Consider the following 17,476-nt stretch of genomic DNA (forward strand, 5'->3'; position numbering starts at 1 on the left):
ATGCACGGACCGATCGGGCTTGCCCCCCGACTGCGTAACCACCGGCCTCTGACCCCGACGGCACAACGCTATTAAATCGTCGCGCGCCTCTGCCGATGATGTTTCGGTCCGTCAACCACCGATGATCGTTTCAGCGGCGAACCGTTCTGCCGCTGCGATATCCAGTTCGACCACCCACAGGTCCGGGTCGCGACTGCGCCGCCGCTCCCAGTAATCGGTGACCGCGCCGGGATCCTCGAACGTGGAGGGCCCGCTCGGCACCAGCGCGGACAGACCGTCCGGCCCAATTCCGCGCTCGAAAAAGTGCGGATCTTCGCCACGCTCCAGCGCCAGGATCAGGATTGCGCCAGCCTCGGCATGGCCCTTGGCCAGCACCATCGCGCTGCCGCCCGCGGCATTGACGCGGCGGACCAGCGCATTGACGATCAGCCCGCTCGTCAGCCGCGGCGTCACGGCGCGATGCGATAACCGGGCAGCCCGGCCAGTGCGATCCGCGATTTCATGAAGGTGCCGGTGCCGCGCGCGGCTTCTTCACCGGTCGCATCGATCAGCCGCGCCTCGGCAACGAACACGCGCCGCTGCCCGCTGATCCAGCGCCCCTCGGCAATCACGGGCCCCGGGCCGAGCGGCCGGGTGAACAACAGGTTGAACGCCGTGGTCAGCAGGAACCGGTCGGTCACGAGGCTGTTGGCCGCGTAGAACGCCGCATCGTCGAGCATCTTGAAATAGCTCGTCCCATGCGCCGCGCCGCCGGCATGGAAATGGCGCTCATCGATGGTGAAGTGAATCCGCGCGACGCCCGCCTGCGCAATCTCCAGCCGTGAGTCGAACAGCTGGTTGATCGGGGCTGCGGCATAGAGCGATTCGAGCGCGCGGTGATGCGCTTCCGCCCCGACCGCCGGAGTGGCGTCAGGCAGCGGCGTCACGCGCTTCGGTCCCGGCGAGCAGGGCATAGATCGCGTCGGCCGATCCGGCCCCGCGCAACTTGGCGGTAAAGCCACGATCGCGCAGCCGCCGCGACACGCGGGCCAGCGCCTTCAGATGATCCGCCCCGGCAGTGACCGGGGAAAGCAGCATGAACACCAGATCGACCGGCGAATCGTCGACCGCCCCGAAATCCACCGGCTTGTCGAGCCGCACCATGACCCCGCGCACTGCATCGAGGCCCTCGATCCGGCCATGCGGGATCGCGATCCCGCCGCCAAAGCCGGTCGTGCCGAGCTTTTCGCGCGCGGCGAGCTGTGCCGCCACGAGCGTTGCGTCGAGGCCATAGACCCGCGCCGCGACATCGGCGAGCAGCGCGAAGAGCTTCTTCGTGCTGCCCGCCGTCACACCCGAGACCACCGCCTCGGGCGTCACCAGATCATTCAGATCATGCATCGCGCTGGATCAGGCCGCCCGGTTGGGTTCGACCCAGCCGATCGTGCCGTCGGTGCGGCGATAGACCATGTTGTAGGTGCCGGTTCCCGTATTCTTGAACAGCAGCGCATTGGTGTTGCGCAGGTCGAGCATCATCACCGCGTCCGACACGCTGGCATCCGGCACGTCGACGCGGGTTTCCGCGATGATTGCGGGCGCGTCGGCGACCTCTTCTTCTTCCTCGACCTGGAACACGGTGTAGCCCGCGTCATAGGCAGCATCCATCATCGCCTGCTGCTGGCCATTGTTGCGGTCTTTGAGGCGGCGCATGTAACGGCGCAGCTGCTTCTCGATCTTGTCGGCGGCACCATCGAACGACAGATGCGCCTCATGCGCCGAATGCGCGCCTTTCAGTACCAGCCCCTGCATCACATGCGCCACGATGTCGCAGGTAAAGCCATGGTCGTGCGGACCCTTGCCGAACGTCACCTGCGCCGAAATGGCGCGAGCGAAATACTTTTCGGCGATACCCTGCAGCCGGTCGTCCACGTGCTGGCGCAGTGCTTCGCCCGTGTCTACCTGATGACCAGAAACGCGGATATCCATGTCGTCCTCCGTCTTAACAAGAGGAGCACCTAGGAATGGGGGGCGACAGCGTCAACCGGACGCCGATGCTCCCCAGACAGGGTCCTCGAACCCGGCCATAAACGCCGAATGGCGCGCCAGTTCCTCTGCGCTCGGCGCAAAAATGCGCGCCGGGCGAATATTGCCCTTAGCCGAAGCGACCGTGATCCGGTCAGGCCCGGTAGATTCACCCACCGCCAGCCCCAGCGCGATCTGCCGCCCGCCGGTCAGTTCGATGAACACCTGCGCGAGCAGTTGCGCGTCGAGCAATGCGCCGTGCAGCTCGCGCGCCGACAGGTCGACGCCATAGCGCACGCACAGAGCGTCGAGCGTATGCTTGGCGCCCGGATGCTTGGCCCGCGCGATCTGCAGCGTGTCGACGATGCGGTCGACCGGTAGCTGCGCGCGCCCGCACGCGCCCAGCTCACCGTTCATGAAGCCCAGGTCGAACATCGCATTGTGGGCGATCAGCGGACAGTCGCCCAGAAACTCGATCAGCTCGTCGCAAATTTCGTGAAAGCGCGGCTTGTCGGCCAGGAATGCCTCGGACAAGCCATGCACCGCAAACGCCTCGACCGGCATGTCGCGGTCGGGGTTCAGATAGCGATGGAAATGCCGCCCGGTCGGCACGCGGTTGATCAGCTCCACACAGCCAATCTCCACCAGCCGGTGCCCGGCGCTGTAGCTCAGGCCGGTTGTTTCGGTGTCGAACACGATTTCGCGCATGCCCGTCTTATCCGCCCGTTTGGCGCGTGAGGCAAGCGATCACCGCCGCAACTTCGGCGCGCGTCGCCTCTTTCGTCGTGCCGGTATCGATCACGAAATCCGCCCGCGCGCGCTTCTCCGCATCGGGCATCTGCCGCGCCAGGATCGACTCGAACCGCTCGAACGTCATCCCCGGCCGCGCGAGCACGCGCGCCCGCTGCACCTCGGCCGGAGCGGACACGACGACGATCTTGTCGACCTGTCGCCACCCGCCGGCTTCGAACAGCAGGGGCACGTCCAGCAGCACCAGCGGTTTGTCGGCATTGGCCTTGAGAAATTCATTGCGCGCATGGGCGACAGCGGGGTGGACGATCCCCTCCAGCCGCTTGAACGCCTCCGGGTTCCCGAACACCGCCTCGCCCAGCAGCGTGCGGTCGACCCCCAAGTCGGTCGTCGTGTCGGGAAACTCGGCCTCGATTCTCCCGACCAGCGCGCCGCCCGGCCCCTGCAGCCGGTGCACCTCGGCATCGGCATCGAACACCGGCACCCCCGCCTCGGCAAACATCGCCGCGACCGTGGACTTGCCCATGCCGATCGAACCGGTGAGGCCGAGGACAAGGCTCATTTCAGCAGCAGCGCCCGCAATTCGGCATCATGCTCGCGCGGCGCCGCTTTGCCAAAGAACAGCTCAAACGCCAGCGCCGCCTGGCCGATGAGCATCTCCAACCCGTCGACCGTCTCCAGCCCGCGCGCCCGCGCCGCCGCCAGCAGCCCGGTCTCGAGCGGCGCATAGACCGCGTCATAGACCAGCGCATCCTCAGGCAGGTTGGACAGGTCGAGGTCGAGCGGCGGATGCCCGACCATCCCCAGCGAACTGGCATTGACCAGCAGTGCGACCGGCGGGATCGGCGCATCGAGCGCCACCACATCGCCCTTCAAGCCGAAGGTCGCGAGCAACCCCATCGCCTTCAACGGCGACCGGTTGAGGATCGTCACAGGGCCGACCCCCGCCCGTGCCAGCGCGAACAGGATCGCCCGCGCCGCGCCGCCTGCACCGACCACCGCGACCGGCGCGCCCTCCAGGTCGAAGTCCGAAATTGGCGCATAGAATCCTGCGGCATCGGTGTTGGTCCCGATCAGCGCACCGTCCGCCCCGCGAAACACGGTGTTGATCGCGCCGATCGAATCCCGCACGCCGCCCGGATCGGGCACGTGATCGAGCGCCGCCACCTTGTGCGGCGCGGTGATGTTGCACCCGCGCCAGTCGGGATCGTCACGCCGCGCGGCGAAAAAGTCGCCCAGCCCCTCGGGCGTCACCAGCGTCTTTTCATAGCGCGCCTCGATCCCGAGCTTGTCGATCCAGAAGCCATGGATCAGCGGCGATTTGGACTGTGCAATCGGGTCGCCGATCACTTCTGCATGAGGGGGGGCATGGGGAATGGTCATGACGTCAACTGGCCTCTGGTCCGCAGATAATCGAGGATGTTGAGCAACGGCATCCCCAGGATGGTGTAGTGGCTGCCCTCGATCCGGCTGAACAGCTGCACCCCCGGCCCCTCGACCCGATAGCAGCCGACACAGCCCGAAATCGCCGGCCATTCGGCGTCGAGATATTCGGCGATGAACGCGTCCGACAGCGGCCGCACCCACAGCCGCGCGCGATCGACATGCCGCCACAGCGCTTGGCCATTCTCCGCAATCACCGCGGCGCTGTAGAGATCGTGGCGCTTGCCCGACAACAGCTTCAGATGGCGCTCGGCGTCCGCGCGGTCGACCGGCTTGTCGAGCAAGGTTCCATCCTCGATCGCCACCACCGAATCTCCACCCAGCACCAAGGTGCCGGGCACCCGCTGGCTGACCTTCAATGCCTTCATCTCGGCCAGCGCATCGGCCAAGTCGCGCGGCGCAACTTCGCCAAGGCTCGCCTTGACCGCCTCTTCGTCGACCAAAGCCGGCAGCGCTTCGTGCGCCACGCCCGCGGCGGTCAGCATCGCGCGCCGCGACGCGCTGGTCGAAGCGAGCACGATCATGCGCGGCCTCCCGCCGTCACCCGCTCATTGGCCATGGTGATGATCGCCGCCGCCGTCTCCTCGATCGATCGCCGGGTCACGTCGATCACCGGCCAGCCATTATCGGCGAACATGCGCCGGGCATAGGCGACCTCCTTCTGCACCGCTTCCTGCTCGACATAGCTGGTCTCGTCCTGCTGGTTGAGCGCGAGCAGCCGGTTGCGCCGCACCTGGATCAGCCGCTCGGGGCTGGTGGTCAGCCCGACCACCATCGGGTTCTTGAGCGAGAACAGCAGGTCGGGCGGGGGCGATTGCGGCACGATCGGGATGTTGGCGACCTTGAACCCGCGATTGGCGAGGTAGATCGATGTCGGCGTCTTCGACGTGCGCGACACCCCGGCGAGCACGATGTCCGCCTCCTCCCAATTCTCCCAATTGACGCCATCGTCATGCGCAATGGTGAACTGGATCGCATCGACGCGCGCGAAATAGGCGGCGTCGAGCATATGCTGCCGCCCCGGCCGCGCCTTCATCTCCTGTCCCAACAAATTGGACAGCGCATGGTTGACCGGGTCGAGCGGCGCCACGGCAGGCAGGCCGATCGCGCGGCACCGCGTCTCGAGCTGGCGACGGATCTCCGGGTTCACCAGCGTGAAGATGACGAGGCCGGGATTCTGCGCGATCTCCGCCAGAATCCGCTCGAGATGCGTTTCGCTGCGCACCATCGGCCAGAAGTGCCGCAGCACCTCGACATCGTCGAACTGCGCGAGCGCCGCCTTGGCGATATTCTCCAGCGTCTCGCCGGTGGAATCCGACAGGAGATGAAGGTGCAGTTTCACCGATTCCCCTCCCGCAAGCGGGAGGGGAGAAGAGGCCGATTTCTGGACAGTTCTGTGGAAAACATGGGGGAAATCGCTAGCGCAACGCGCCGGACCCGCCAAGCGGGGGACTCTGTCCACGCTCCGGGTCATTCGTCCACAACCGCGCCCACAGCGGCGCGATCCGCTCCACAGCCTGTGGATAATGGGGACAGCTGGATCGAATCGCGGCGGAATCCTGCGACTCCGCGCCGTCAATCTGTTGGCAGAATGGGGACGAACGCTTAAGCCCCAGCATCCACGCACCAACACACAACTACATCTTTCTAAGATTCTTCTTCTTATTTTTGTTGAGAGACGGGCGACCCTGTGACTGCGAAAAAACTGCTCCGAGTGCTGTCAGGGGAACGGGTCGATGCCCCGCCGATGTGGCTCATGCGTCAGGCGGGACGCTATCTGCCGGAATATCGTGCGCTCCGGGCGGAGAAGGGCGGCTTTCTCGAGCTGGTCAACGACAGCGACGCCGCGGCCGAGGTGACGCTCCAGCCGATCCGCCGCTTTGGCTTCGACGGCGCGATCCTCTTCTCCGACATTCTCGTCGTCCCCCACGCGCTCGGCCAGGATCTCTGGTTCGAAGCGGGGGAGGGGCCGCGTCTGGCACCCAAGCTCGTCGATACTGCGCTGGAAGCTCTCACAGCGACGCCACAGCGGCTCGACCCCGTCTATGGCACCGTGACCCGCGTCGCCGCCGCCTTGCCGCCTGAGGTGACGTTTCTGGGCTTTGCAGGAAGTCCGTGGACCAACGCCACCTACATGGTGGCAGGGCAGGGCAGCCGCGACCAGAGCGAGACGCGCCGCATGGCCTATCGCGACCCGCAGGCGTTTCAGGCGATCATCGACGCGATCGTCGCCATGACCATCGACTATCTTGCCGAACAGATCGCAGCGGGGGTCGAGGCGGTGCAGCTGTTCGACAGCTGGGCCGGATCGCTTTCGCCGGCACAGTTCGAACGCTGGGTGATCGCCCCCAATGCCGCGATCGTCACGGGGCTGCGCGAACGCTGTCCGCAGGCGAAGATCATCGGCTTCCCCAAGGGCGCGGGCGGCAAGCTCGCCGCCTATGCCCGCGAGACCGGGGTCGACGCGATCGGTCTCGATGAAACGGTCGATCCGGCCTGGGCCCATCGCGAACTCCCCGCCGGCATGCCGGTTCAGGGCAATCTCGATCCGCTCGCGCTGATCGCGGGCGGTGCCGAGCTTCAAGCCGCGGCCACGCGCGTGGTTGATGCCCTGCGCGACCGTCCCCATATCTTCAACCTGGGCCACGGCATTCAGCAGGACACGCCGATCGCCCATGTCGAACAGCTGATCGGCATCGTCCGGGGGACAGCAGCATGAGCGGATTTCTGGCCGGCCTGTATCTGTGGACCAAGGCTGCGCACGTCATTTTCGTGATCTTCTGGATGGCGGGCCTGTTCATCCTGCCGCGCTATCTCGTCCACCATCAGGAAGCACTGGCCGATCCGGTGCAGGCCAAGGCATGGACCGATCGCGAGACCAAGCTGCGCCGCGTGATCCTCACCCCCTCGCTGGTGATCGTGTGGCTGCTCGGCATTGCCCTGGCGATCAATCTCGGCCTGTTGGAGGGCGGCGCGGGTCTGGGCTGGCTCCATGCCAAGCTGCTGCTGGTCGTGCTGCTCTCCGGCTATCATGGCTGGGCCGTGGGCTATGCGAAGAAGCTGGCGGTAGGGCAGGGGTCGCTGACCTCGAAACAGCTGCGCATGGCCAATGAAATCCCCGCGATCTTCGTCGCACTAATCGTCATCCTGGTGATCGTGAAACCCTTCTGACGCTTCCAACATACTTGTAATGTTGGATTTTATTTGTTGTCCTCGGACGGCATCCTTGGATGCCGCTCTTTGACCGTTTGAACCCTGTCATTCGATGACGCGTCGATGGTGTCACATTGGCGCCTCACCGTCGCTTCCGCGTCGTAAAGTGCCTGATGCGGTCGTGTCAGTGTCGCGCAGGCGGTGACTCGATGTCGCCCATGTGTCGCGCTGGTGTCGCGTCGCAGTTGCGTCCCCGCCCGGAACCGGGCGCGAACCCGCCCAGTTCGCCGCAAACCCGCGTATTTCTGTCAGTCTGTCAGCTTCGCGGCAGTCTGACCGCTTGACTTGCCACAGGGCGAATCCTAATCCGCTCGGGTCGCGTCGACGTTCCGGCGGCGGCCCGGCATCCCTCCTTTTTTCCTCAAGCCATCGCCTCCCGCGCGTCCCAACGCCCGAAATCCCCCCGCGATCGCCAGACGGACTTCTCCCATGCACTTGAAAGATTTGAAGAAAACTGCGCCCGCCGAACTGGTGTCGATGGCCGAGGAACTCGGTGTCGAAAGCGCGTCGACGCTGCGCAAACAGGACCTGATGTTCGCCATCCTCAAGGCTCAGGCCGAAAATGGCGAGCTGATCATGGGTGAGGGCACGATCGAAGTGCTTCAGGACGGCTTCGGCTTCCTGCGCAGCCCGCAAGCCAACTACCTCGCCGGTCCCGACGACATCTATGTCTCGCCCAACCAGGTCCGCAAATTCGGCCTGCGCACCGGCGACACGGTCGAAGGCGAGATCCGCGCCCCCAAGGATGGCGAGCGCTATTTCGCTCTGACCAAGCTGGTCAGCGTCAATTTCGACGATCCCGAAGCGGTCCGTCACCGCGTCAATTTCGACAATTTGACGCCGCTCTACCCGGATCAGAAGCTCAAGCTCGATCCCGCCGATCCGACGCAGAAGGACAAGAGCGCACGCGTCATCGACATCGTCTCGCCGCAGGGCAAGGGCCAGCGCACGCTGATCGTCGCCCCGCCGCGCGTCGGCAAGACGGTGATGCTTCAGAACATCGCCAAGGCGATTACCGACAACCATCCCGAGGTGTTCCTGCTCGTCCTGCTGATCGACGAACGGCCCGAGGAAGTCACCGACATGCAGCGCAGCGTGAAGGGCGAAGTGGTCAGCTCGACCTTCGACGAACCCGCCACGCGCCACGTCCAGGTCGCCGAAATGGTGATCGAAAAGGCCAAGCGCCTGGTCGAGCACAAGAAGGATGTCGTCATCCTGCTCGACTCGATCACCCGCCTCGGCCGCGCCTACAACACCGTCGTGCCCAGCTCGGGCAAGGTGCTGACCGGTGGTGTCGACGCCAACGCGCTACAGCGTCCGAAGCGCTTCTTCGGCGCCGCGCGTAATATCGAGGAGGGCGGCTCGCTCTCGATCATCGCCACCGCGCTGATCGACACCGGCAGCCGCATGGACGAAGTCATCTTCGAAGAGTTCAAGGGCACCGGCAACTCCGAAATCGTGCTCGACCGCAAGGTGGCGGACAAGCGCATCTTCCCGGCGCTCGACGTCGGCAAGAGCGGTACCCGCAAGGAAGAGCTGCTGCTCGACAAGGCGACGCTGTCGAAAATGTGGGTGCTCCGCCGCATCCTCATGCAGATGGGCACGACCGATGCGATGGAGTTCCTGCTCGACAAGATGAAGGATTCGAAGACCAACGAAGACTTCTTCGATTCGATGAACCAATAATCGGCCAGGGGGTTTAGCCGCATATGCAGGAAATTTGGGGCCATATCGTCGCCGACTTTGCCGGCCTGTTCTCAGGCAGCGGATCGGCGTGGCTGGCGTTCGGCCAGGTCATTCTGATCGACATCGTCCTGGCAGGCGACAATGCGATCGTCATCGGCGCACTCGCCGCAGGTCTGCCCGCGGATCAGCGCAAGAAGGTCATCCTGATCGGCATCGTCGCCGCGCTGATCCTGCGCATCGGCTTTGCGCTGGTCGTGACCCAACTGCTGCAGGTGATCGGTCTGGTCTTTGCCGGCGGTGTCCTGCTGCTGTGGGTCGCATGGAAGATGTGGCGCGAAATCGGCCATGGCGGCGAAAGCGCCGGTTCGCCCGAGATCGAGGGCGACGAGCATTCGGGCGTGAAGCCCGCCAAGAGCTTCGCCAGCGCCGCCTGGGCCGTTGCGGTCGCCGACGTGTCGATGAGCCTCGACAACGTTCTCGCCGTCGCCGGCGCGGCGCGCGATCATCCGGGCATCCTGATGGTCGGCCTGGTCATTGCGGTCGCACTGATGGGCGTCGCGGCGAACATCATCGCCAAATATATCGAGCGCTACCGCTGGATCGCGTGGATCGGTCTGCTGGTGATCGTCTATGTCGCGGGGTCGATGATCTACACCGGGATCACCGACCAGGAAATCGGTCTGCTTCAGCTCTTCCGCTAAGCAACTGATCTAAAAAGAAAAGGGGCGGCATTCACCGGAATGCCGCCCCTTTTTTTGTCAGCCGATATGTTCGGCGAAAAAGGCCTCGGTCCGGCTGTCGGCCAGCTGCGCCGCGGCCTCCGACCGGCGCTTGCCCATCTCGGTGGCAAAGCCGTGATCCTCGCCGGGATAGTCGTGGAGCGTTACCTTGGGGTGATCGTCCAATCCTTCGTGCATTGCCGCCTGAACCGGAGCCGGCACGAACCCGTCCTCTCCGGCAATGTGCAGCATCAGCGGATTGGCGATGGCGTGCTTCTCACCCAACAGGCCGTCGACGCCCACCGCATAATAGCCGACACTGGCGTCGCTGTCGGTCCGCGCCGCGGTCATGAAAGCGAGGCGCCCGCCCAAGCAATAACCGGTGACCCCGACCTTGCCGCCACTCGCGTCCCGCGCCGCGCGGATCGTCGCCTCGATATCGGCAACGCCCTTGTCCTGATCGAACTTGCCCATCCAGTCGAGCGCCTGCTTGAACTCTGCCTCGACATCGGGATCCAGCTCGATTCCGGGCTGCAGGCGCCAGAACAGGTCCGGCGCGAACGCGACATAGCCGAGCGAAGCGAAATGATCGCATTTGCGCCGGATGCCCTCATTCACGCCGAAGATTTCCTGGATGACCACGATGGCACCGCGCGGCGTGCCCGCCGGGTCGGCGCGATAGGCGGCAAAGCTGCCGCTGCCGTCGATTGCCGCAATCTCGATACTCGCCATGATACGCTCCTTGTTCAGCGGTAACGCTGCTCGTGGTCGAGCAGCCATGATTTGGTCGCGGGGCCGTCTCCCGCCGAATAGCTTCCCAGCGCGCCGCCGGCCGCGGTCACCCTGTGACATGGAATGATGACGGGCAGTGGGTTGCGCGCACACAGTTGCCCGATCGCGCGCGGCCCCGACCGGAGCCGCCGGGCCAGTTCGCCATAGCTCGCGGTCTCGCCATAGCGCAGCGCGATCAGCCCGTCGCGCAACTCTCCCCCGCGCGGCGATGCCATCGGGGGGAGCGGGAGGTCGAACTCTTTGAGATCGCCCGCGAAATACGCCAACAGCTGCTCCGCCGCGGCGCGAACCGGCGCGCTTCGACCCGCATAGCGCTGCCCCTGCGCCCCCATGGTCACGCGCAGCACGCTGTTTTCATCCCCGTCGATCCGCACCGGGCCGATGGGCGTTGCGATCAAGGCATGGTCGCGCGCATACATGGGATGAGCGTAGGGCAGGGGATGCCGTCGGCTCAAGCGGAGAAGAGCGAATGAAGATCAATGTCGAGATCGACTGCACCCCTGAAGAGGCACGCCGCGCGATGGGCCTCCCCGACTTTACCCCGGTTCACGACCGCTACATCCAGCTGATGCTCGATTCGATCGAAAAGGGCGGGGTGAACCCTGAGCTGATCGAGAATATGATGAAGAACTGGACTCCGATGGGAGAGGCCGGGATGAATTTCTGGCGCGGCATGTTCGATATGGGCAAGCGCAGCGGGGGCGAGTGACTGACACGATCTTTGCCCTGTCGAGCGGGGCACCGCCGGCCGGGATCGCGGTGATCCGCATTTCCGGGCCGGACGCGTTTGCCGCCGCGGCGCAGCTGGCGGGCAGCCTCCCGCCGCCGCGGCGTGCATCGCTGCGGACCCTGCGACGTGGCGGCGAGGCGCTCGATCGTGCGCTCGTCCTCGTCTTCCCTGGTCCGGCAACGGCAACTGGAGAAGATCTCGCCGAACTGCATCTCCATGGCGGGCGGGCCGTAATCCGGGCGGTGGAAGCGGCGCTGGCCGCCATGCCCGGGCTGCGCGGTGCCGAACCGGGGGAGTTCACCCGCCGCGCTTTGGAGCATGGCCGTATCGACCTGACCGAAGCCGAGGGGCTGGGCGACCTGCTGTCCGCCGAAACCGAGATGCAGCGCCGCACCGCCCTGCGCGCCGCGGAGGGCGGGGTCCGCGCGCGGATCGAAAGCTGGGCGGCACGGACGCTGCAGCTGTCGGCATTGGTCGAAGCGATGCTGGATCACGGCGATGAGGAGGATGTCGCGCGCGAAGGCGATGTGATCGCGAGCGTGCAGCACGATGCGGCGTCACTGGCCGATGAGATTGCGGCGCTTGTCGCACAGCCGCCGGTGGAGCGGATCCGGGACGGAATCCGCGTGGTCCTCGCCGGATCGCCCAATGCCGGCAAGTCGACCCTGCTCAACGCGTTGGTCGGCCGGGAAGCGGCGATTGTGTCGCCGCTCGCCGGGACGACACGCGACCGGATCGAAGTCCCGGTAATGCGCGACGGCATTGCCTATCTGTTGACCGACACTGCGGGGCTTCACGCCGCGCCAACCGATATGGTCGAGAAGATCGGGATCGAACGTGCGCGGGACGCGATCGCGGCGGCGGACATCATCCTCTGGCTTGACGATGCACCCTTGCCCGACGCGCTTGCAGCGCTCCCGCATTTGTTGCTGCATCCGCGCGCCGATGCGGCCGGACGTGGTGCCAGCGATGCGCGCCTGGCAGTGTCGGCGCATACGGGGGAGGGGCTGGGCCAGCTTTGGGACCAGGTGGCGCGGATCGCCGCGACGCTTCTCCCCCCCGCCGATACGATCGCGCTCAACGCGCGACAGCGCGCACTGGCGGGGCAGGCACTGTCGGGTTTGCGGAGCGCCGCCGAGCAGACCGACATGCTGTTGCTGGCGGAAGAGCTGCGAGCCGCATTGCGCGCCTTCCACCGCGTGACCGGTGCAGCGGATGTCGAGGCGATGCTCGACGCATTGTTCGGGCGTTTCTGCATTGGCAAGTGAGTGTTCCACGTGGAACGCTTTTGACCTGACCGCCCACGCCCGCTAAGGCGCGGCTATGCAATATTGCGATGTGATCGTGATCGGGGGCGGCCATGCCGGTACCGAGGCGGCGGCTGCGGCTGCGCGCTGCGGTGCGCGCACCGCGCTGATTACCTTTGACCCTGCGCTGATCGGGGCGATGTCCTGCAATCCCGCGATCGGCGGGCTGGGCAAGGGCCATCTGGTGCGCGAAGTCGACGCAATGGATGGCCTGATCGCGCGCGCTGCCGACGCCGCCGCGATCCATTATCGCCTGCTGAACCGCTCGAAAGGACCGGCGGTGCAGGGGCCACGGGTTCAGGCCGACCGCGTGCGCTATGCCGCTGCGGTCCAGTCGATCCTCGCCGGGCAGGACGGGCTTGAGATCGTCGCGGGAGAGGCGGTCGCGCTGTTGCTCGAGGGTGGTCGCGTCGCCGGCATCCGGCTGGGCGGCGGAACCGAACTCCGCGCGCCAACGGTCGTCATCGCCAGCGGCACCTTCCTCGGCGGCCGCATCTTTCGCGGCGAGGAGCGTGAGACCGGGGGCCGGGTAGGGGAGCGCGCCGCGACCGAGCTTGGCGTGCAGCTGCGCGATTGCGGCCTGCCGATCACCCGGCTCAAGACCGGCACTCCACCCCGGATCGACGGTCGCACTATCGATTGGGCGGCGCTGGACGAGCAGCCCAGCGACATTGACGACTGGCGCATGTCGCCGATGACGCGCGGCCAACGCCTGCCCCAGCTCGCCTGCGCCATCACCCGCACCACCCTCGCGACCCACGATATCATCCGGGGTGGCCTCGACCGCTCGCCCCTGTTCAGCGGTGCGATCGAGGCGGGGGGGCCACGCTATTGCCCATCGATGGAGGACAAGATCTTCCGTTTCGGCGACCGCGATGGGCATCAGATCTTCCTAGAGCCGGAGGGCCTAGCCACCCATCTCGTCTACCCCAACGGCCTATCGACCTCGCTGCCCACCGATGTGCAGGCGGCGATGATCGCGTCGATCCCCGGCCTGGAGCGCGCGCGCATCGTCACGCCCGGCTATGCGGTCGAATATGACCATGTCGACCCGCGCTCGCTGTCGCATCAGCTCGAAAGCCGGGACGTCCCGGGCCTATTCTGCGCTGGCCAGATCAACGGCACGACCGGCTATGAAGAGGCCGCTGCACAGGGCCTCGTCGCCGGCATCAACGCCGCTGCGGCAGCACTTGGCCGCGCGCCGACGCTGTTTCCGCGCGAGCTCAGCTATATCGGGGTGATGATCGACGACCTGACGCTGCAGGGCGTCACCGAACCCTATCGCATGCTCACCGCCCGCGCCGAGCACCGCCTGTCGCTCCGCGCCGACAACGCCCAGACCCGGCTCGCGCCCTTGGGAGCCGCGGCAGGCTGTCTCGGTCCCGACCGTACGGCCTTCATCGCCGAGCGCCGCCGCGCCCGGCAGGAACTCGATACCCGCTTTAGCCGCACACTCACCGCGCACAGCCTCGGTCAGAAGGGCGCCGCCGTCGCGCAGGATGGCGCCCGGCGCACGGCCTTCGACTGGCTGCGCTTCCCGGCGGTGAGCCTGGACCATCTCGCCATCCCCACCGACGATATCGACCCCGCCGTGTTGGGCGAACTGATCGAGGACGCCCGCTACGCCCCTTATCTCGAACGCCAGGCTGCGGAGACGGCAGCGATGACCCGTGCCGACGGCACCCGCATTCCAACCGCGCTCGATTATGCGACGATACCGGGCCTCTCCAACGAGATGGTCGAACGTCTCGGCGCAGCCCGGCCCGCAACAATTGGCGATGCAGCCCGCGTGCGCGGCGTGACCCCTGCGGCGTTGACCGCGATCCTCCTCCATGTGAAGCGCGCGGCATGACCGAAGACGAAGCCCGCGCATGGATACGTAGCCGTTACGATGTTTCACGTGAAACACGGCTTGCCCAGTTCGTCGATCTGCTGCGCGATGAAGCAACGCGGCAGAATCTGATTGCACCCTCGACCCTCGACGCGATCTGGGCGCGTCATATCGTCGACTCCGCCCAGTTGCTCGACCATGGCGACCCCGGTGGCCTATGGCTCGATATCGGCAGCGGGGCAGGGCTGCCCGGCATCGTCCTGGCCATCCTCCGCGACGGCCCGGTCGAGCTGGTTGAACCGCGCAAACTCCGCACCGCGTTTCTCCAGCATATCGTCGACACGCTCGGTCTCACCAATGTGACGATCCACACCGCCAAGGTGGAGCGGACCAAGGGCCGCGCCGCCGTCGTCACCGCGCGTGCCGTCGGGTCGCTCGACACGCTCTTCCGCATCGCGCGCCATCGCAGCGACCGCTCGACCCTGTGGGTGTTGCCAAAGGGGCGCAATGCGCAATCGGAGGTGGAAGATGCGCAGCTATGGTGGCAAGGTTCGTTCCACGTGGAACCGAGCGTGACCGCACCGGACTCGCTCATCATCGTCGCAAACGAGGTGCGCCCCAAATGATCTGCATCGCGATTGCAAATCAGAAGGGCGGCGTGGGCAAGACCACGACCGCGATCAATGTCGGCACCGCGCTCGCGGCGACCGGTATGCGCGTGTTGCTGCTCGACCTCGATCCCCAGGGAAATTGTTCGACCGGCCTCGGCATCGGACGCGCCGATCGCGAGCGCTCGACCTATGACCTGCTGATTGGCGAGACGAGCCTGGAGGATGTCGCGGTGCCGACCCGCGTGCCGGGACTCGATATCGTCCCCGCGACGGTTGATCTGTCGGGTGCAGAGATCGAGCTGATCGAGTTCGAAGCCCGCACCCATCGCCTCGCCACCGCGATCGAACGCAGCGCAGAGCGCTGGGACGTGGTGTTGATGGACTGCCCGCCCTCGCTCGGCCTGCTCACCATCAACGCGATGGTCGCCTCCGACGCGCTGCTCGTCCCGCTGCAATGCGAGTTCTTCGCGCTCGAAGGGCTCAGCCAGCTGCTCAACACGGTCGAGCGTATTCGCGGCCGTTTCAACCCCGGCCTGTCGATCCTCGGCGTGGCCCTGACCATGTACGACCGCCGCAACCGCCTGACCGATCAGGTCGCCGATGACGTCCGCGCCGTGCTGGGCAAAGTCGTGTTCGACACCGTCATCCCGCGCAACGTGCGTCTGTCCGAAGCGCCGAGCCACGGCCTGCCCGCGCTGATCTACGATTATCGCTGCGCCGGCTCCGAAGCCTATATCGCCCTTGCCCGCGAAGTGATCGATCGCCTGCCCAAGCTGAAGAAGGCCGCATGACCGAAGAGACTCCAGCGACCCCGACTACCGCTCCTGCCGCTGCACCGCGCAAACCACGCCCCGGTCTTGGCCGCGGCCTCAGCGCGCTGTTGGGCGATGCCGAACGCGAAGAGCCGGTGCGTCCCGGCACCGAACCCTCGATGGGCGTCCGGCTGCTCCCGGTCAGCTCGCTGTCGCCGCACCCGGATCAGCCGCGCCGCCATTTCGATGAGGATGCGCTGGAAGAGCTGGCCAAGTCGATCGCGATGCGTGGCCTCATTCAGCCGATCGTCGTGCGCCCGCATGGCAAGGATTACCAGATCGTCGCCGGCGAACGCCGCTGGCGCGCCGCCCAGCGCGCCCGCCTGCACGAAGTCCCGGTCATCGTCCGCGACCTGGACGAGGCGCAGACCGTCGAAATCGCGATTGTCGAGAATATCCAGCGTGAGGATCTCAACGCGATCGAAGAGGCTGAGGCCTATGCCAAGCTGATCAATGAGTTCGGCCACAGCCAGGAAGCGCTGGCCAAGATCGTCCATAAATCGCGCAGCCATATCGCGAATCTGATCCGCCTGCTCGATCTGCCGCAAAGCGTGCGTCAACGCGTGGTCGAGGGTGCCCTGACCATGGGCCACGCCCGCGCGCTGATCGGCGCGCCCGACCCCGAAAAGCTGGCGAAGATCGTCGTCGAACGCGACCTCTCCGTCCGCGACACCGAAAAACTCGCCCGCGACGCCAAGCCGCGCGCGCCCGGGAAGGGCGGGGGCGACAAGACCAGCGGCGGCAGCAACGCCGACATCGCCGCGCTGGAGCGCCAGCTGGGCGACGTGCTGGGCCTCAACGTCAAGATCAGCTTCGGCGAAAAGGGCGGGGCGCTGACGCTCGCCTATTCGACGCTCGACCAGCTCGACATGATCTGCCAGCGGCTGACCGGAGAGAAAATCTAGTTAAATCAGTGAATTGCGGTCGGGCCGACGCGCATTCTGATCTTCTTAGCCCCTCCCGCTTGCGGGAGGGGTTGGGGAGGGTCTTCTTCTTCGATTCCGCAGCGTCGCCTTAACCCCCAATCGTCACCCCGGCCCTGTGCCGGGGTCCACCGGGAGGCAAGCGCGGAGCTTGAACTTCAAGCCGCCGGACGCGAGGATGCTTGGACCCCGGAACAAGTCCGGGGTGACGAACAGATAGAGTCGACTTGTCGCCTGCGGAATCCGCCGCCAGATAGTCAGCGTGGAAATAGAAGGCCTTACTCCCGCAGCCTTGCGGGCTCTACCGAGCGATGAGCTCGATGCACTGCTCGCATTCGGGCGACCAATCACGTTCCGCATCGGATCGGCAACCGTGCTTGCCGAGTTCAACAAGGATGATGATTGCCTCACCGTCAATCTCGCGCACATCGACGGTGGCGGGGAGGGCGTGCTTGTATCGCTATGGAAGCTCGTCACTGCGTTCGCGAAGGACCGTGGCTATCATTGCGTCTTGTGGAACGTCCACGCACTCACCTGTGCCAACCCGAACCCACGCCTCCAGAAGTTCTTGTGTGAACGCGGGTTTGCGGAAACGCACAGCGAAAGGCACGGTCGGGTCTTGAGTCGTCTGGAGCCGATCCAACATCCCTAATCTGCC

The 17,476-nt window shown here is 65.7% G+C and carries 22 protein-coding genes; 11 read left to right on the plus strand and 11 right to left on the minus strand.

What is annotated here, in order from left to right; all coding sequences use genetic code 11:
- Positions 1–111 precede the first annotated feature (111 nt).
- The 9 genes from AX681_RS07140 to AX681_RS07180 are packed head-to-tail and all read right to left on the minus strand — an operon-like array spanning position 112 to position 5,536.
- A complete protein-coding gene (locus AX681_RS07140) occupies positions 112–453 on the minus strand; it encodes a DUF1491 family protein (protein ID WP_066655641.1) in 342 nt (113 codons plus the stop codon).
- Positions 450–953, minus strand: a complete 504-nt coding sequence (locus tag AX681_RS07145; RefSeq protein WP_066655645.1) for a PaaI family thioesterase — start codon at positions 951–953, stop codon at positions 450–452. The genes AX681_RS07140 and AX681_RS07145 overlap by 4 nt, the downstream gene beginning before the upstream one ends.
- Complete coding sequence (locus AX681_RS07150; protein WP_066655647.1) at positions 910–1,380, minus strand: PTS sugar transporter subunit IIA; 471 nt, start codon at positions 1,378–1,380, stop codon at positions 910–912. The genes AX681_RS07145 and AX681_RS07150 overlap by 44 nt, the downstream gene beginning before the upstream one ends.
- A 9-nt stretch (positions 1,381–1,389) precedes the next feature.
- Positions 1,390–1,965 carry a ribosome hibernation-promoting factor, HPF/YfiA family gene (gene hpf / locus AX681_RS07155; protein WP_066655653.1) on the minus strand — a complete coding sequence of 192 codons (576 nt, stop codon included), beginning with the start codon at positions 1,963–1,965 and terminating at the stop codon, positions 1,390–1,392.
- A gap of 51 nt (positions 1,966–2,016) precedes the next feature.
- Positions 2,017–2,709: a DNA polymerase III subunit epsilon gene (gene dnaQ / locus AX681_RS07160; protein ID WP_066655654.1), complete on the minus strand. Its 693-nt coding sequence runs from the start codon at positions 2,707–2,709 to the stop codon at positions 2,017–2,019.
- 7 nt (positions 2,710–2,716) lie between these two features.
- The gene (coaE, locus tag AX681_RS07165; protein WP_066655656.1) at positions 2,717–3,313 is read right to left on the minus strand and encodes a dephospho-CoA kinase; all 597 of its coding nucleotides are present in this window, start codon (positions 3,311–3,313) and stop codon (positions 2,717–2,719) included.
- Positions 3,310–4,134 carry a shikimate dehydrogenase family protein gene (locus tag AX681_RS07170; protein ID WP_066655662.1) on the minus strand — a complete coding sequence of 275 codons (825 nt, stop codon included), beginning with the start codon at positions 4,132–4,134 and terminating at the stop codon, positions 3,310–3,312. The genes coaE and AX681_RS07170 overlap by 4 nt, the downstream gene beginning before the upstream one ends.
- Positions 4,131–4,718, minus strand: a complete 588-nt coding sequence (locus AX681_RS07175) for a Maf family protein (protein ID WP_082737769.1) — start codon at positions 4,716–4,718, stop codon at positions 4,131–4,133. Before AX681_RS07175 ends, AX681_RS07170 begins: the two co-directional genes overlap by 4 nt.
- Positions 4,715–5,536, minus strand: a complete 822-nt coding sequence (locus AX681_RS07180; RefSeq protein ID WP_066655665.1) for a pyruvate, water dikinase regulatory protein — start codon at positions 5,534–5,536, stop codon at positions 4,715–4,717. Before AX681_RS07180 ends, AX681_RS07175 begins: the two co-directional genes overlap by 4 nt.
- A 348-nt stretch (positions 5,537–5,884) precedes the next feature.
- Between AX681_RS07180 and hemE the strand changes: the two genes are divergently transcribed.
- The 4 genes from hemE (at position 5,885) to AX681_RS07200 (ending at position 9,794) form a co-directional block, all read left to right on the plus strand.
- Positions 5,885–6,913, plus strand: a complete 1,029-nt coding sequence (gene hemE, locus AX681_RS07185; RefSeq protein WP_082737771.1) for a uroporphyrinogen decarboxylase — start codon at positions 5,885–5,887, stop codon at positions 6,911–6,913.
- Positions 6,910–7,365, plus strand: coding sequence for a CopD family protein (locus tag AX681_RS07190; RefSeq protein WP_066655670.1), 456 nt, complete (start codon positions 6,910–6,912; stop codon positions 7,363–7,365). Before hemE ends, AX681_RS07190 begins: the two co-directional genes overlap by 4 nt.
- Before the next feature lie 471 nt (positions 7,366–7,836).
- Positions 7,837–9,093 carry a transcription termination factor Rho gene (gene rho, locus AX681_RS07195; RefSeq protein ID WP_066655674.1) on the plus strand — a complete coding sequence of 419 codons (1,257 nt, stop codon included), beginning with the start codon at positions 7,837–7,839 and terminating at the stop codon, positions 9,091–9,093.
- A 23-nt stretch (positions 9,094–9,116) separates the two neighbouring features.
- Positions 9,117–9,794 (plus strand): YjbE family putative metal transport protein, encoded by a 678-nt coding sequence (locus AX681_RS07200; RefSeq protein ID WP_066655676.1) that lies wholly within the window; start codon positions 9,117–9,119, stop codon positions 9,792–9,794.
- A 57-nt stretch (positions 9,795–9,851) separates the two neighbouring features.
- Here the strand turns inward: AX681_RS07200 and AX681_RS07205 are convergent, their stop codons facing one another.
- Together AX681_RS07205 and AX681_RS07210 are read right to left on the minus strand one after the other, a co-directional pair.
- Positions 9,852–10,544, minus strand: a complete 693-nt coding sequence (locus tag AX681_RS07205; protein WP_066655679.1) for a dienelactone hydrolase family protein — start codon at positions 10,542–10,544, stop codon at positions 9,852–9,854.
- Between the two features lie 14 nt (positions 10,545–10,558).
- On the minus strand, positions 10,559–11,002 hold the full coding sequence (locus tag AX681_RS07210) for a methylated-DNA--[protein]-cysteine S-methyltransferase (protein ID WP_331709994.1): 444 nt from the start codon (positions 11,000–11,002) through the stop codon (positions 10,559–10,561).
- Between the two features lie 71 nt (positions 11,003–11,073).
- Here AX681_RS07210 and AX681_RS07215 point away from each other — a divergent pair, with 71 nt between their 5' ends.
- The 7 genes from AX681_RS07215 (at position 11,074) to AX681_RS07245 (ending at position 17,470) form a co-directional block, all read left to right on the plus strand.
- Positions 11,074–11,313, plus strand: coding sequence for a DUF6489 family protein (locus AX681_RS07215; RefSeq protein ID WP_066655695.1), 240 nt, complete (start codon positions 11,074–11,076; stop codon positions 11,311–11,313).
- Positions 11,310–12,602, plus strand: coding sequence for a tRNA uridine-5-carboxymethylaminomethyl(34) synthesis GTPase MnmE (gene mnmE / locus AX681_RS07220; protein ID WP_066655699.1), 1,293 nt, complete (start codon positions 11,310–11,312; stop codon positions 12,600–12,602). The genes AX681_RS07215 and mnmE overlap by 4 nt, the downstream gene beginning before the upstream one ends.
- Positions 12,603–12,657: 55 nt before the next feature.
- Entirely contained in the window at positions 12,658–14,493 is a 1,836-nt protein-coding gene (mnmG, locus tag AX681_RS07225; RefSeq protein WP_066655701.1) for a tRNA uridine-5-carboxymethylaminomethyl(34) synthesis enzyme MnmG, read from the plus strand.
- Positions 14,490–15,098, plus strand: a complete 609-nt coding sequence (rsmG, locus tag AX681_RS07230) for a 16S rRNA (guanine(527)-N(7))-methyltransferase RsmG (protein ID WP_066655703.1) — start codon at positions 14,490–14,492, stop codon at positions 15,096–15,098. Before mnmG ends, rsmG begins: the two co-directional genes overlap by 4 nt.
- The gene (locus tag AX681_RS07235) at positions 15,095–15,874 is read left to right on the plus strand and encodes a ParA family protein (RefSeq protein ID WP_066655705.1); all 780 of its coding nucleotides are present in this window, start codon (positions 15,095–15,097) and stop codon (positions 15,872–15,874) included. The genes rsmG and AX681_RS07235 overlap by 4 nt, the downstream gene beginning before the upstream one ends.
- Entirely contained in the window at positions 15,871–16,800 is a 930-nt protein-coding gene (locus AX681_RS07240; protein WP_066655707.1) for a ParB/RepB/Spo0J family partition protein, read from the plus strand. The genes AX681_RS07235 and AX681_RS07240 overlap by 4 nt, the downstream gene beginning before the upstream one ends.
- 280 nt (positions 16,801–17,080) lie before the next feature.
- Complete coding sequence (locus tag AX681_RS07245; protein WP_156442511.1) at positions 17,081–17,470, plus strand: hypothetical protein; 390 nt, start codon at positions 17,081–17,083, stop codon at positions 17,468–17,470.
- Positions 17,471–17,476: the final 6 nt, after the last annotated feature.

The organism is Sphingomonas sp. CCH9-E2, assembly GCF_001557215.1.
Taxonomy (GTDB): domain Bacteria; phylum Pseudomonadota; class Alphaproteobacteria; order Sphingomonadales; family Sphingomonadaceae; genus Sphingomonas.